The 13,083-nt window shown below is 63.7% G+C and carries 12 protein-coding genes and 4 pseudogenes; 13 read left to right on the forward strand and 3 right to left on the reverse strand.

The window, feature by feature from the left end:
- Positions 1 to 38 precede the first annotated feature (38 nt).
- Positions 39 to 665 (reverse strand): DUF4126 domain-containing protein, encoded by a 627-nt coding sequence (locus PD885_RS01625; protein WP_002808223.1) that lies wholly within the window; start codon positions 663 to 665, stop codon positions 39 to 41.
- A gap of 129 nt (positions 666 to 794) precedes the next feature.
- On the opposite strand from PD885_RS01625, the gene PD885_RS01630 reads away from it, so the two are divergent.
- The 8 genes and pseudogenes from PD885_RS01630 (at position 795) to PD885_RS01660 (ending at position 6,399) form a co-directional block, all read left to right on the forward strand.
- Complete coding sequence (locus PD885_RS01630; RefSeq protein WP_040762620.1) at positions 795 to 1,553, forward strand: DUF6776 family protein; 759 nt, start codon at positions 795 to 797, stop codon at positions 1,551 to 1,553.
- The gene (locus PD885_RS01635) at positions 1,540 to 1,989 is read left to right on the forward strand and encodes a bactofilin family protein (protein WP_002808220.1); all 450 of its coding nucleotides are present in this window, start codon (positions 1,540 to 1,542) and stop codon (positions 1,987 to 1,989) included. Before PD885_RS01630 ends, PD885_RS01635 begins: the two co-directional genes overlap by 14 nt.
- A gap of 81 nt (positions 1,990 to 2,070) precedes the next feature.
- Complete coding sequence (gene erpA / locus PD885_RS01640) at positions 2,071 to 2,457, forward strand: iron-sulfur cluster insertion protein ErpA (protein ID WP_002808218.1); 387 nt, start codon at positions 2,071 to 2,073, stop codon at positions 2,455 to 2,457.
- A 41-nt stretch (positions 2,458 to 2,498) separates the two neighbouring features.
- Positions 2,499 to 2,779 (forward strand): annotated as a pseudogene (locus tag PD885_RS01645) (alpha/beta hydrolase); the annotation flags it as partial.
- A gap of 439 nt (positions 2,780 to 3,218) precedes the next feature.
- Positions 3,219 to 4,132: pseudogene (locus PD885_RS21680) on the forward strand (DUF6538 domain-containing protein); the annotation flags it as partial.
- Positions 4,133 to 4,195: 63 nt separating this feature from the next.
- Positions 4,196 to 5,131 carry an IS3 family transposase gene (locus PD885_RS20295; protein WP_145954116.1) on the forward strand — a complete coding sequence of 312 codons (936 nt, stop codon included), beginning with the start codon at positions 4,196 to 4,198 and terminating at the stop codon, positions 5,129 to 5,131.
- Positions 5,132 to 5,153: 22 nt separating this feature from the next.
- Positions 5,154 to 5,333, forward strand: a pseudogene (locus PD885_RS01655) (Fic family protein); the annotation flags it as partial.
- 148 nt (positions 5,334 to 5,481) lie between these two features.
- On the forward strand, positions 5,482 to 6,399 hold the full coding sequence (locus tag PD885_RS01660) for an alpha/beta fold hydrolase (protein WP_002808210.1): 918 nt from the start codon (positions 5,482 to 5,484) through the stop codon (positions 6,397 to 6,399).
- A gap of 25 nt (positions 6,400 to 6,424) precedes the next feature.
- On the opposite strand, the gene PD885_RS01665 is transcribed toward PD885_RS01660, so the two are convergent.
- Positions 6,425 to 6,808 (reverse strand): YkgJ family cysteine cluster protein, encoded by a 384-nt coding sequence (locus PD885_RS01665; RefSeq protein WP_002808209.1) that lies wholly within the window; start codon positions 6,806 to 6,808, stop codon positions 6,425 to 6,427.
- 313 nt (positions 6,809 to 7,121) lie between these two features.
- Here PD885_RS01665 and oleC point away from each other — a divergent pair, with 313 nt between their 5' ends.
- The 3 genes from oleC (at position 7,122) to PD885_RS01680 (ending at position 10,099) form a co-directional block, all read left to right on the forward strand.
- Positions 7,122 to 8,774: an olefin beta-lactone synthetase gene (oleC, locus tag PD885_RS01670; protein WP_002808208.1), complete on the forward strand. Its 1,653-nt coding sequence runs from the start codon at positions 7,122 to 7,124 to the stop codon at positions 8,772 to 8,774.
- Between the two features lie 90 nt (positions 8,775 to 8,864).
- Positions 8,865 to 9,875 (forward strand): 2-alkyl-3-oxoalkanoate reductase, encoded by a 1,011-nt coding sequence (gene oleD, locus PD885_RS01675; protein ID WP_002808207.1) that lies wholly within the window; start codon positions 8,865 to 8,867, stop codon positions 9,873 to 9,875.
- A gap of 65 nt (positions 9,876 to 9,940) precedes the next feature.
- Positions 9,941 to 10,099, forward strand: a complete 159-nt coding sequence (locus tag PD885_RS01680) for a DUF1328 domain-containing protein (protein ID WP_002808206.1) — start codon at positions 9,941 to 9,943, stop codon at positions 10,097 to 10,099.
- 206 nt (positions 10,100 to 10,305) lie between these two features.
- Here PD885_RS01680 and PD885_RS20300 read toward each other — a convergent pair.
- Positions 10,306 to 10,779, reverse strand: a pseudogene (locus tag PD885_RS20300) (D-alanine--D-alanine ligase); the annotation flags it as partial.
- Between PD885_RS20300 and PD885_RS01690 the strand changes: the two are divergent.
- Together PD885_RS01690 and ubiB are read left to right on the forward strand one after the other, a co-directional pair.
- Positions 10,764 to 11,408, forward strand: coding sequence for a ubiquinone biosynthesis accessory factor UbiJ (locus PD885_RS01690; RefSeq protein WP_002808196.1), 645 nt, complete (start codon positions 10,764 to 10,766; stop codon positions 11,406 to 11,408). The pseudogene PD885_RS20300 and the gene PD885_RS01690 sit on opposite strands and share 16 nt — an antisense overlap.
- On the forward strand, positions 11,405 to 13,078 hold the full coding sequence (gene ubiB / locus PD885_RS01695; RefSeq protein WP_002808195.1) for a ubiquinone biosynthesis regulatory protein kinase UbiB: 1,674 nt from the start codon (positions 11,405 to 11,407) through the stop codon (positions 13,076 to 13,078). Before PD885_RS01690 ends, ubiB begins: the two co-directional genes overlap by 4 nt.
- The last annotated feature ends 5 nt before the right edge of the window (positions 13,079 to 13,083 follow it).

The raw sequence follows: 13,083 nt of genomic DNA on the forward strand, positions 1-13,083 counted from the left end.
GATACTCCCTACAGTCGCGGTGATTATGCGATGAACCATCACGATAGCGGGGAGCGGCGTGTAGCCGGTGTGGTGGCAGCACGCGTTGGCGCGACCAGCCGATGCACGCCCCGCCACAGCAATCGCCAGACCCACCACACCACCAGCGCGGCCAGCACACTCGATCCTACCGCCAAGCTTAGCGCCAGCCATGGGTGCGCCAGTGCCAGTGCCAATGCGGTGGTGGCGATAGTGTCCTCGGCCAGCGAGGCGATCCAGTTGCTGGCCGGTTCCGGCGAGGTATTGAGCAGCGCGCGGGTGCCGGCCTTGAGCGTGTGGCTGGTTAGTGCCAAGCCTGCGCCTGCGGCCAGCGCGCCGGTGCCCAGATTGCCATCGGGCGACAGCGTGGCCGCGGCCAGGAATGCGCCTGCCGGCACGCGGGCCAGCGTCTGCACCAAGTCCCAGCCCGAATCCACGCCGGGGATCTTGTCGGCGAAGAATTCGGCAACCGCCAGCGCGCCCGAGGTGCCAAGCACCCACCACGATTGCGCCGGATGCAGGGCGGGCGGCAGCTCGATCCAGCCGAGCAGGCCGGCCAGGCCGACGCCGAACACAGTGAGGTAGACACGGATTCCGGCGAGCCAGGCCAGCAGGATGCCGATCACGAACAGATGGGCTTCGCTCATAGCGTCGTTCTCTGCAAACAATTGTGGAACTATCGGATAACCGCCGGTTCAGCGCCAGCGCGGCCGCCGCCGAGGCTCTGGCACACTACGCCGCCCATGACTGCGCCGGCCCGTCCGGACCCGATGCCCATGCGACCAGCCGCACGCATTCAGATCGTTCGCCGTGAGTCGGGCGGTGGCCGCTCCAGCCGCCGCTGGGTGTGGGTGGGGGTGATCGCCATCTTGTGGCTGGCATCGCTGGGTGGGGCGTGGTGGATGGCTACGCGTACCGCCGCGCCGCGTTTGGTCGAGGCCGAATCGGCGCTGCAGCAGGCGCAGCGTCGCCAGGCCCGGCAGCGGCGGCAGATCGAGCAGTTGCAGCAGCGGCAGGTCAATCTGGCGATGTCCGACAAGATCAGCCGCGCCGCCAACACCGAGGTGCAGGCCTCGCTGGCCGAGCGCGACGAACAGATCGCCGCGCTGCGCGCCGATGTGGCCTTTTACGAGCGGCTGGTGGGCTCCACTGCGCAGCGCAAAGGGCTCAACGCGCACTCGGTGCAGTTCACCGCCGAAGCTGGCGGCACCTGGAATTACAGCGTGGTGCTGACCCAGAACCTCAATCGCGGCGCGATCAGCCAGGGCCAGCTGCGCTTTGCGGTGGAAGGCGTACGCGCCGGCAAGCTGGTCACGGTGAGCTGGAACGAGCTGCATCAGAAACCGGACGCCGCTGGGCAGCCGTACTCGTTTCGCTATTTCCAGCAATTGGACGGCAGCGTGATCTTGCCGAAAGATTTCACCCCGCAACGTGTCAAAATCTCCCTCAGCGGCGATGGGGCGCCGGTCAATCAGACATTCGATTGGAACATCGCCGGCATTGGCGCGGGGGGAGTAGCTCATGTTCGGAAATAAGTCCAACCGTGGTGCGCAGACCATGGTCGATACCTTAATCGGGCCGCAGGTGGTCATTTGCGGCGACCTGATGTTCAGTGGCGGGCTGTATGTGGAAGGCCGCATCCTGGGCAAGGTCATTGCCGAAGACGGCGCCAGCGCCACCTTGACGGTGGCCGAGCAGGGCAGCATCGAGGGTGAGGTGCGCGCGCCGGTGGTGATCATCAATGGCCAGCTGACCGGCGACGTACACGCTGCCGAGCGGGTCGAACTGGCCGCCAACGCGCGTGTGCAGGGCAATGTGCATTACCAAGTGGTGGAGATGAGCGCCGGTGCGCAGCTCACCGGACACCTGATCCACGCCGCCATCGCAGACGCGACCGCTGCGTTGCCGGCGCCGGACGCTAGTGGCGCAGAGCCGGTCAAGGCCTTGCAGGCCAAAATTGCCGACGCCTGAGCGTGCGGGTGCGGCTGAAGCTGGCTCCGGCATTGCTCGAATCGGCTTGAAGTGGGGTCGCCCGGCCCCCATGCTAACGTCATGAGTACGCTCGTTTCGCTTCCCACCGCCGCCCCGGCGCCGGACTACCAGTCCATCGACCGGCCGCTGAACTTTTCCGTGGCCGCCGCCGCCAAGGTGCGCGAGCTGATCCAGGAAGAGGGCAATGCCGATCTGGCGTTGCGTGTGTATATCCAGGGGGGCGGCTGTTCCGGCTTCCAGTACGGCTTCGAGTTCGACGAGAACCGCGCCGAGGATGACCTGGCTGTGGCCACCGATGGCGTGACGCTGCTGGTCGATCCGCTGAGCCTGCAATACCTGATGGGCGCCGAGGTGGATTACACCGAAAGCCTGACCGGTGCGCAGTTCGTTATCCGCAATCCCAATGCGAAGACCACGTGCGGGTGCGGTAGCAGCTTCAGCGTCTGATCACGCGGTGCTGGCGCCACGTCATCTGTGTGCGACTGGGCCTGACCGATCTGGTACTCGACGATAGCCTGCCAGGCATCGATCAGCTCAAGGCGTATTTCCAGCTCGGGTTCTATCGTGACTTTGCCAGCAACCCGGGTGATCCGTTCCGCAAAGATCTGGTGCGTAACGATCTGCTGGACTGGGCGCCGCAGACTCCGACGCTGCTTTTCGCTTCGTCCAACCGTGCCATCACCCGCTCAAGAATGCGGTGACGGCGGTTGCCGGTTTCAAGCGTCGCGGCAGCGCGCAGGTGTCGCTGGTGGAGGTGGGCGGAGCCTAAAGACGCCCTTACGCAAGCCATTGACTCTAAAGCATTTCGGGTCTTCCAGCTGAGCCTGCTTTGATACCTCGAATGATACCTAAAGTCCTGAGCTGAGGAAGTGGGGAATGGCGCTATCGATCAAATGCAGCAAGCCAGCCGGCTGCACCGCTTGATCGGTAGCCCCTCTCTGAGATGGCTGCTCAGCAGTCCAGCTTGCTGTCGCGTCTTGGCTTGCCGCACTCCAAGACTGCCTAAGGGGCTAGGGATAGACCAAGTCCATGGCTGCTGACAGCGGCTCGCGCAAAGCGAAGCCGCAACCTTGACCACCAGTTGCCTCCGGCGATGGTGCTGCCCCCGCACTCGGTTTGAGAGGTTGATCGGTCCGCGCTGTCGTCTTTTTCGGAGCTCAATCGAAGCTCCAAGAGAGACAAAGCAGCGCGCAGCCGGTTCGTTGTTGATGCGTATCCCTCACTATTTGCCGCGTTCGTTGCCCTCCGGTCGATGGTCCTTTCGGCAGCGGGTTCCCACTGATCTACAACCGCTGCTCGGCTTGCAGGCGATCAAGCGCACCTTGCATACGACCGTTTTGGAAGAGGCGCAACTGCGCGCTGCCACCTTGGCATCGCACTACGAGCGGCTGTTCGCGCGGTTGCGGGACGACGGGTTAGATCGACGCAGCAGGCAGACGCTTCCGCATTGTTGGCATCCGCCTCTGCTGCAATACCCTTCCGCAACCTGACCTTGCATCGAACCAGGACGCCAGACGGGACCGTGCATGAGCGCTGGCAAATCGACAGCACCAAAGGCGTGAGGCTGTTTCGAGAACTCCACGAAGGCCTCGGCTCGGAAGGCGAACGACCCGTCGCGCTGCCGGCGTCGCCACTGGCCATCGCAGCGTATGCCACCAAGCTCGGCTCGACCCTTGAGCCAATGACGCTTGGGAGGGCGTGACATGCGTGGTTGGCGACCTTGAACGGCCGCACCTTGCCCAAGACCTATGTCATCAAGAAGTCGGCCATCCAAGGATTCGTGGACTACCTGGGTGAGAAGACGAAGATCCATACGATCACGCGGTCAGACCTAGCTCGCTGGTTTCAGCAGATGCGGAAGGAAGGCGCGTCTACGCCAACGCTGACGAACAAGCAGAGCTACATGGTCGGGAAGGGAGGATTCTTCGATTGGGCGATGGTCTCTGGTCATTACCCCCAAGGCGACAACCCGGCCAAGGGTCATGTGAGCTATTCGGCCGGGGAACGGCGGGCTCGACGGAAGCTTGGGTTTAAGGCTTTTGATCGTGAGCAAATCCAGGCAATCTTCTCGCCGGTCAACTTCCCCAGGCTTTCTCCAAATGCCCGCTGGGCGGCGCTCATTTGATACGCCCAGGGTTTCCTAGACATCTCAAGGCCATGGAAAATGGTCAATTCGGAGGTGTCCATGAGCAGCAAGCGGTATACGGATGAATTCAAGATCGAGGCGGTCCGGCAAGTGACCAATCGTGGTTTCAAGTACGCCTTCATGCAAGCCCACTGCGGGGAATTCAGGGTGTGTGCGATGTGCCGGGTATTGCGGGTCAACCGGTCGGGCCATTACGCCTGGTTGTGCTCGCCCAACAGTGAGCGCGCCAAGGAAGATGAGCGCTTGCTTGGACTGATCAAGCACCACTGGCTGGCCAGCGGCAGTGTCTATGGGCATCGCAAGATCACCAGGGATCTGCGCGATCTGGATGAGCGTTGCAGTCGCCATCGGGTGCATCGGCTGATGCGCACCGAGGGACTGCGTGCCCAGGTGGGCTATGGTCGCAAACCGCGCCTCCATGGAGGAATGCAGTGCAAGGCGGCGGCCAACCTGCTTGACCGACAGTTCGACGTGACTGAGCCGGACACTGCCTGGGCGAGCGATTTCACCTTCATCCGCACGCATGAAGGCTGGATGTACCTGGCTGTTGTGATCGATCTGTTTTCCCGGCAGGTCGTCGGCTGGGCGATGCGCGATCGGGCCGACACCGAGTTGGTCGTGCAGGCCTTGTTGTCTGCGGTGTGGCGGCGCAAACCCAACGCTGGTTGCTTGGTTCATTCGGACCAAGGGTCTGTCTACACCAGCGATGACTGGCGCAGTTTCCTGGCGTCCCATGGCGTGGTGTGCAGCATGAGTCGGCGTGGCAACTGCCACGACAACGCACCCGTGGAGAGCTTCTTCGGACTGCTCAAACGCGAGCGGATCAGGCGGCGGACCTATTCCACCAAGGACGCCGCTCGCGCCGAGGTATTCGACTACATCGAGATGTTCTACAACCCCAACCGCCGCCACGGTTCAACTGGCGACCTGTCCCCTGTAGAGTTTGAACGGCGCTACGCGCAACGAGGGTCTTGAGTGTCTACGGAACCCTGGGCGTATCAGCGTGACCCGGCAGACCGCTGCGCGCCATCTCAAGGAACTGGTGAATATCGGCGTTCTGCAAGAGCAGCGCCTGGGCAAGGAAAAACTGTTCCTACACACAGTATTTTTGCAACTTCTGTCCAGTGATGGTCATCAACTACCGCCTTATCGGACGTATTTGCGGGAAGCGGAATGACGCTTAGGATCTATCCAGATATCTGCCTCGGGCGCCGCGCTTTGAGCCTGTCGCAATGTGGTGACCAACGTGATGTTTTATCTCTGTGCGCTGCAGGCCAACGCCTGCGCCATGCGGACTCCCTCGGACTGAATCGGATGCGATTTACATGACTTACCCCGGCTATCCCTTCACTCCCAAGCGCCTTGAGGTGCGGCCCGGCGTTGCAATGTCGTATCTGGACGAAGGTCCGCCCGATGGCGAGGTGGCGGCTGCAGAAGTGATTGTCATGCTGCATGGCAACCCATCGTGGAGTTATCTGTGGCGACATCTGGTGGGTGGTCTGTCCGATCGCTATCGCTGCATCGTGCCCGACCATATCGGCATGGGGCTGTCCGACAAGCCGGACGATGTGCCTGACGCGCAGCCGCGTTACGAGTACACGCTGCAATCGCGCGTGGACGATCTGGATACGCTGCTGCGGCATCTCGGCGTCAGTGGGCCGATCACGCTGGCCGTGCACGATTGGGGCGGCATGATCGGGTTCGGCTGGGCGTTGTCGCATCACGCGCAGGTCAAGCGGCTGGTGATCACCAACACCGCCGCGTTCCCGTTGCCGCTGGAAAAGCCGATGCCATGGCAAATCGCCATGGGCCGGCATTGGCGGCCCGGCGAGTGGTTCATCCGCACATTCAACGCGTTTTCTGCCGGCGCTTCGTGGCTGGGTGTGTCGCGGCGGATGCCGGCGGATGTGCGTCGCGCGTATGTTGCGCCTTACAACAACTGGCGCAACCGCATCTCCACTATCCGCTTCATGCAGGATATTCCGCTGTCGCCCGCCGACAAGGCCTGGTCGTTATTGGAGCGCTCGGCGCAGGCGTTGCCGTCGTTCGCCGATCGCCCGGCCTTCATCGCGTGGGGGCTGGGCGATATCTGCTTCGATAAACATTTCCTGGCCGGCTTCCGCAAAGCCCTGCCGAATGCCGAAGTGACTGCGTTCGACGATGCCAATCACTACGTGCTGGAAGACAAGCACGAGGTGCTGGTGCCGGCGATTCGGGCGTTTCTGGAGCGTCATCCGCTGTAAACGCAACGCCGCCGTCGGCGTTGCGTTACAACGCCGGCAGAGGATTGTGCCGTGCCTCGTCTACGCCGAGCCAATCGGCTTCGGTGAGCGTGTGCAGGCCATGCGCCAATCGAGACTTGTCGCATTGCGCGCTGCGCTGCCCAAACTCCAGCGAGGCCGGCACAGCGGCGCAGGAGGAAGGGCGACGGTCGTAGATGCTGCAGCGGCTGTAGCGGCCGATATCCGCATCCAGCGCGATACAGCGCGGCTGCGATTGCGAAGTGCCGCGCATGATGCGCTCGTGCGTGCGCAGTGCATCGGTCAGCGCGATGGGGACCCTGCCGCCCAATGCAGGGTCGGCTTCGCTCCAGTGAAAACTGACGCGGAAATAGGCGCAGCAGGCGCCACAGGTAAGGCAGGGATGCGCCATGGGGTGCCGGGCCTTGCGCGGCAAAAAAATGTGGATAGCACGGAATTCTGACCGAACCACGGTGCGATACAAGTGGCGCAGACACGTGCAGGTCAGCGATTTATCTGCGCGGGTGGGGGGAAGCATGTGCGCAATGAACAGCGAGTCGCAGGTTAGAGCGTGTAGCGCGCACCGCGAAGGATTTTTCCAGCCAGACAGTGCGCACTCAGCAGCGACACGGCCGTTGCGATGACGGCACCTGCGATGTACGCACGTGGCTTTTGAGAATAATGCAAGCGGCCGGCGCCGCTGACGCATGGGTGATAATGCGGCAATGACGACTCTCTGCAATATCGCCGCCACCCTGCCGCAGCTGGCGCGCGAGCGCCCCGATCAGATCGCCATCCGCTGCCCGGGCCGTCGTGCCGCCAACGGATTCGCTGCCTACGATGTGACCTTGAGCTATGCCGAGCTGGATGCCCGCAGCAATGCGATCGCCGCCGGATTGGCAGCGCACGGCATCGGACGTGGTGCGCGCGCAGTGGTGATGGTGCGGCCGTCGCCGGAGTTCTTCCTGCTGATGTTTGCGTTGTTTAAAGCCGGTGCGGTGCCAGTGCTGGTGGATCCGGGCATCGACAGGCGCGCGCTCAAGCAATGCCTGGACGAAGCGCAGCCGCAGGCATTTATCGGCATTCCACTCGCGCAGCTGGCGCGTCGCTTGTTGCGCTGGGCGCGCTCTGCCAGGCAGATCGTCACCGTCGGTGGCCACTATGGGTGGGGCGGGGTGACCCTGGCACGCATGGAGCGCGATGGCGCAGGCGCCGGCAGCCAGCTGGCCGACACTGCGCCCGACGACATGGCCGCGATGCTGTTCACCAGTGGCTCGACCGGTGTGCCCAAGGGCGTGGTGTATCGGCACCGGCATTTCGCCGGGCAGATCGAATTGCTGCGCAATGCCTTCGACATGCAGCCCGGCGGTGTGGATCTGCCGACGTTTCCGCCGTTCGCTTTGTTCGATCCGGCATTGGGGCTGACCTCGGTGATTCCGGACATGGATCCAACCCGTCCGGCTACCGCCGATCCCCGCAAATTGCACGATGCGATTGATCGCTTCGGTGTGACGCAGTTGTTCGGCTCGCCGGCGTTGATGCGGGTACTAGCTGACTATGGCCAGCCGCTGCCCAATGTGCGCCTGGCCACCTCGGCCGGTGCGCCGGTGCCGCCGGACGTGGTGGCCAGGATCCGCGCGCTGCTGCCGGCAGATGCGCAATTCTGGACACCGTACGGCGCCACCGAGTGTTTGCCGGTGGCAGCGATCGAAGGACGCACGCTGGACGCCACCCGCGCTGCCACCGAGTCAGGTGCCGGCACCTGCGTGGGGCAGGTGGTGCCGCCGAACGAGGTACGCATCATTGCCATCGACGATGCGCCGATTGCCGACTGGAGCGGCACGCGCGTGTTGGCGGTGGGCGAGGTCGGGGAGATCACCGTCGCCGGCCCTACCACCACCGATACCTATTTCAACCGCGATGCGGCCACGCGCATCGCCAAGATCCGCGAACGCAGCGCCGATGGCAGCGAACGCATCGTGCACCGCATGGGCGATGTCGGCTATTTCGATGCCGATGGGCGGCTATGGTTCTGCGGGCGCAAAACGCACCGCGTGGAAACCGCCACCGGCCCGCTGTACACCGAGCAGGTGGAGCCAGTGTTCAACATGCATCCGCAAGTGCGGCGCACCGCGTTAGTTGGAGTGGGCGCGCCCGGACAACAGCAGCCGGTGCTATGCGTGGAGCTGCAACCGGGCGTGTCCGCATCGGTATTTGCGGAAGTAGAAACTGCGTTGCGCGCACTGGGCGCAGCGCATCCGCACACGGCTGGTATCAGGCGTTTTTTGCGTCACACCGGCTTTCCTGTGGATATCCGTCACAACGCCAAGATTGGCCGCGAAACGCTGGCGGTCTGGGCGGCGCAGCAGCGTGATTGATCTGCTGCAGCACGCTGCGCATGCATGCGGTCGCGTCGCCAATCCCGGTCGCGCCCGTTATCGTGTGCGTCCTTGCGATGGAGGTGGTGTGTGCGAATCCTGGTAACCGGCGGTGGCGGCTTTCTCGGCCAGGCGTTGTGCCGCGGACTGCGCGCGCGCGGGCATGCGGTGGTGAGCTTCCAGCGCGGCGATTACCCGATCCTGCTAAGCCTGGGCGTGGCCCAGATTCGTGGCGACCTGGCCGACCCGCAGGCGGTGCGGCATGCCTTCGCCGGTGTCGATGCGGTGTTCCACAATGCCGCCAAGGCCGGTGCGTGGGGCAGTTACAACAGCTATCACCAAGCCAATGTGGTGGGTACGCACAACGTGCTCGATGCGTGCCGTGCGAACGGCGTGCAGCGGCTGATCTACACCTCTACGCCCAGCGTCACCCACCGCGCCACCCATCCGGTGGAAGGTCTTGGTGCCGACGAAGTGCCATATGGCCAAGACCTGCGCGCGGCGTATGCGGCAACCAAGGCGATCGCCGAGCGTGCGGTGCTGGCGGCCAACGATGCGCAGTTGGCGACGGTGGCGTTGCGTCCGCGTTTGATCTGGGGGCCGGGCGACAATCATCTGTTGCCGCGTCTTGCCGCGCGCGCGCGCGCCGGGCGGCTACGCATGGTCGGCGACGGCAGCAACCTGGTCGACAGCACCTACATCGACAACGCTGCGCAAGCGCATTTCGATGCGTTCGAGCATCTGGCACCGGGCGCTGCATGCGCAGGCAAGGCGTACTTCATTTCCAATGGCGAACCGTTGCCGATGCGCGAGTTGCTCAATCGCTTGCTCGCTGCGGTAGACACGCCGGCAGTGACGCGCTCGTTGTCGTTTAAGACGGCATATCGCATCGGTGCGGTGTGCGAAACATTGTGGCCACTGTTGCGTCTGCCAGGAGAAGTGCCGTTGACGCGTTTTCTGGTGGAACAGCTGTGTACGCCGCATTGGTACAGCATGGAGCCGGCACGCCGTGACTTCGGTTATGTGCCGCAGATCAGCATCGAAGAGGGGCTGCAACGGCTGCGATCCTCATCTTCCAACGACATCGCCATCACCCGGTAAAGACCGCCGCCTCTTCAAGATACGTCTGCGCCGATTCGGCCACCACACTTTCTGGATACCTTGCCATGCTGCATTACGCCATCATATTTTTCGTCATCGCTATCATCGCCGCTGTGCTGGGCTTCAGTGGTATCGCTGGTGCGGCGACCAACATCGCCTGGATCCTGTTCGTGGTGTTCCTGATCCTGGCAGTGATCTCGATGTTCCGTCGCGGCAAGGCTTAACGCCCAAGCTGCGATACGTTACGGTAGCGGCGCTGCCGGTCGGCGCTCACATCGCCCGCTTCCGCAAGGAGGGGGGCCATGTGCGTTGTGGCGGGTTGCATCGGATTTTTCACGGGTGACAGTAGATTCTCCGGCACAACGTGCGCAAAGCGCTCGGTCAGCCATGCGACGTTCGGATTGGCGCATGCCGCGCTTTGACCTAATGCGACCAACGGGCCATCGGCGGATGAAAACACGTCCACACGCGCCATGCCGGCGCAGTCAAGTGCACGGCGATCTGCTGGATGCGCTACTGCATCTGCGCGTCGATGTCAGCCGGGATCACGATATTGGCGCCGTGCTCGCTGATGTACCTGGTCTGGTACGAATAGAACGCGTCGTGCACGACCACTTCACAGCACATGCTCGCCTGTGGCATGGCATTACCCAGCCACCGCGCATTCGATCTCGCGCACCACAACCGCCGCTTCCACCAGCATCTTGTAGTCGTGGGCCAAGGCCAATGCGAGCACGGCGGCAAACGCGTCGGTCGTACGCACCTAGCTGACGCCTGACGACGAGCCCTGGTTGGCCGGTTTGACGAACAGAAGCAAACTCAACTGCGCGATCAGTACATGCACGTCCGTCAAACAGTTGCGACATGCAGGGGCGGTAGAATGCGCGCATGCCCGGATCACTCTTCAACTCACTCAAGCCGCTCGCCGGCCAAGCCTTGCAGGCGGCGCTCAACCGCGTGCTGGCGTTGGATCCGGATACCCGCGATGCCCTGCTGCCGCTGGAAGGGCAACGCATTGCACTGACGTTGGAGGCGCCGGCACTGGCCCTGCAGATCCGCGTGCACGAGCGCCGGTTGCTGGTCGGTCCGGTGGACCAGGCGCACGAGCCGGACCTGGCTGTACGCAGCAGCCTGGACGGCTTGCTCGGGCAGCTGCCGTTTCTGGTCAACGCGCGCCGCCCCGGCGCGCCGGCCGGCCGGCTCAAGGTCTCCGGCGATGCCGAGCTGGCGCGCCAGCTGCAACAACTGGCCGGCCGCTTCGATCCGGATTGGCAGCTGCCGTTCGTGGCGGTGTTCGGCGAGATGCTCGGCGTGCAGGTCGCCAGTGCGGTGCGTGCAGCGTTGCAGCAGGCGCGTCGCAGCGCGGTGGATCTGGCGCAGACCGCGGCCGAATTCGTCACCGAAGAATCGCGCGATGTGGTACCACGCGCCGAACTCGAGGCCTTCTATGACGATGTCGACGAGCTGCGCGACGACGTCGAACGGCTGGCCGCACGTGTCACCCGGCTGCGCGCTGCCGGAGGTGCTCCATGAAGGCGCTTCTGCGCGCCAGCCGCATCGGCCGGGTGATCCTGCGCTATCGCCTGGACGACCTGCTGCAAGGCACCTCGGTCGAGCGCTGGCTGCGCTTGGCCAAGCCGTTCGTGCCGCGTGCCAGCGCCGAAATCGCTGCGCAATCGCGTGGTGCGCGCTTGCGGCTGGCGTTGGAGGAGCTGGGCCCGATCTTCGTCAAGTTCGGCCAGATCCTGTCGACCCGGCGCGATCTGATTCCCGCCGATGTCGCCGAAGAACTCACCTTGCTGCAGGACCGGGTCAAACCGTTCGATGGCGAGGCGGCGCGGCTGATCGTGGAGCGCGCGCTGGGTCTGCCGGTCAGCGTGGCATTTGCCGCGTTCGATACGGTGCCACTGGCGTCGGCCTCGATCGCACAGGTGCATGCCGCTACCCTGCCACCGGACATCAACGGCATGCGCCGCGAAGTGGTGGTCAAGGTATTGCGCCCAGACATCGAGCGCCAGATCGACGCCGATATCACGCTGCTGCATTCGCTGGCCGCTCTGGTCGAGCGCACCCACCCGCATGCGGACAAGATCCGTCCGCGCGAAGTGGTGGCCGAGATCGAAGGCACCTTGTCGGCCGAACTCGATCTGCAGCGCGAAGGCGCCAACGCCAGCGTGCTGCGCCGTTTCTGGGAAGGTTCGGACGATCTGTACGTGCCGGAAGTGATCTGGTCACACACCGCCGAGCGTGCGCTGACGTTGGAGCGCGTATACGGCATTCCGTCCGACGACATTGCCAAGCTCGATGCTGCCGGTATCGATCGCAAAGCGCTCGCGGCCAAGGGCGTGCGCGTGTTCTACACGCAGGTGTTCCGCGACAACTTCTTCCATGCTGATGCGCACGCCGGCAACATCTGGGTCGATTCGGACCCGGAGCGCCGCCTCAATCCGCGCTTTATCGCGCTGGATTTCGGCATCATGGGCCAGCTCTCGCAGGAAGATCAGTACTACCTAGCCGAGAACTTCATGGCGATCTTCCACAAGGATTACCGCCGCATGGCCGAGCTGCACGTGGAAGCGGGCTGGATGCCGAACAACGTGCGTATCGACGAACTGGAAGCGGCCGCGCGCTCGGTGTGCGAGCCGTACTTCACCCGGCCGCTGTCGGAGATTTCGCTGGCACAGGTGCTGATCAAATTGTTCCGCGTGGCGCAGCGCTATGAGCTGACGTTGCAGCCGCAATTGATCCTGTTGCAGAAAACGCTGTTGAATATCGAAGGCGTCGGTCGCCAGCTCGATCCCAGGCTGGATATCTGGGCGGTGGCGCGGCCGGTGCTCGAACGCATCCTGCGCGAGCGCTACAGCCCGCGGCGCGTACTTGGCGAACTGCGCAAGCGGCTGCCGGAAATCATGACCCACGCGCCGGACATGCCGCGTCTGGTACACAGTTGGTTGAAGCAGCAGGTGGAAGGCCGCCATCAGGTGGACATCCGCTCGGCCGAACTGCATGCGCTGGACCTGAGCTTGCGCAAGTTGCAGACGCGCGTGGTTACTGCCATCACCGGCAGCGGCCTGCTGGTGGTTGCCGCGGTGCTGTACGGGCTGCATCCGGATGGCTGGTATCTGGGCACGGTGCCGGTGTGGAGCTGGGTCAGTGGCGCGGCCGGCTCGGTGGCCTTGCTGGTTGCCTGGCTGCGTCGTTAGTCGTC

This window comes from Xanthomonas fragariae (assembly GCF_900183975.1).
GTDB classification, from domain to species: domain Bacteria; phylum Pseudomonadota; class Gammaproteobacteria; order Xanthomonadales; family Xanthomonadaceae; genus Xanthomonas; species Xanthomonas fragariae.

Coding starts and splice junctions, on each gene's coding strand:
- PD885_RS01625 (WP_002808223.1), bottom strand. CDS start 665: ATGAGCGAAGCCCATCTGTTCGTGATCGGCATCCTGCTGGCCTGGCTC.
- ubiB (WP_002808195.1), top strand. CDS start 11,405: ATGAAGGCGCTTCTGCGCGCCAGCCGCATCGGCCGGGTGATCCTGCGC.
- PD885_RS20295 (WP_145954116.1), top strand. CDS start 4,196: ATGAGCAGCAAGCGGTATACGGATGAATTCAAGATCGAGGCGGTCCGG.
- PD885_RS01690 (WP_002808196.1), top strand. CDS start 10,764: ATGCCCGGATCACTCTTCAACTCACTCAAGCCGCTCGCCGGCCAAGCC.
- erpA (WP_002808218.1), top strand. CDS start 2,071: ATGAGTACGCTCGTTTCGCTTCCCACCGCCGCCCCGGCGCCGGACTAC.
- oleC (WP_002808208.1), top strand. CDS start 7,122: ATGACGACTCTCTGCAATATCGCCGCCACCCTGCCGCAGCTGGCGCGC.
- PD885_RS01665 (WP_002808209.1), bottom strand. CDS start 6,808: ATGGCGCATCCCTGCCTTACCTGTGGCGCCTGCTGCGCCTATTTCCGC.
- PD885_RS01630 (WP_040762620.1), top strand. CDS start 795: ATGCGACCAGCCGCACGCATTCAGATCGTTCGCCGTGAGTCGGGCGGT.
- PD885_RS01635 (WP_002808220.1), top strand. CDS start 1,540: ATGTTCGGAAATAAGTCCAACCGTGGTGCGCAGACCATGGTCGATACC.
- PD885_RS01660 (WP_002808210.1), top strand. CDS start 5,482: ATGACTTACCCCGGCTATCCCTTCACTCCCAAGCGCCTTGAGGTGCGG.
- PD885_RS01680 (WP_002808206.1), top strand. CDS start 9,941: ATGCTGCATTACGCCATCATATTTTTCGTCATCGCTATCATCGCCGCT.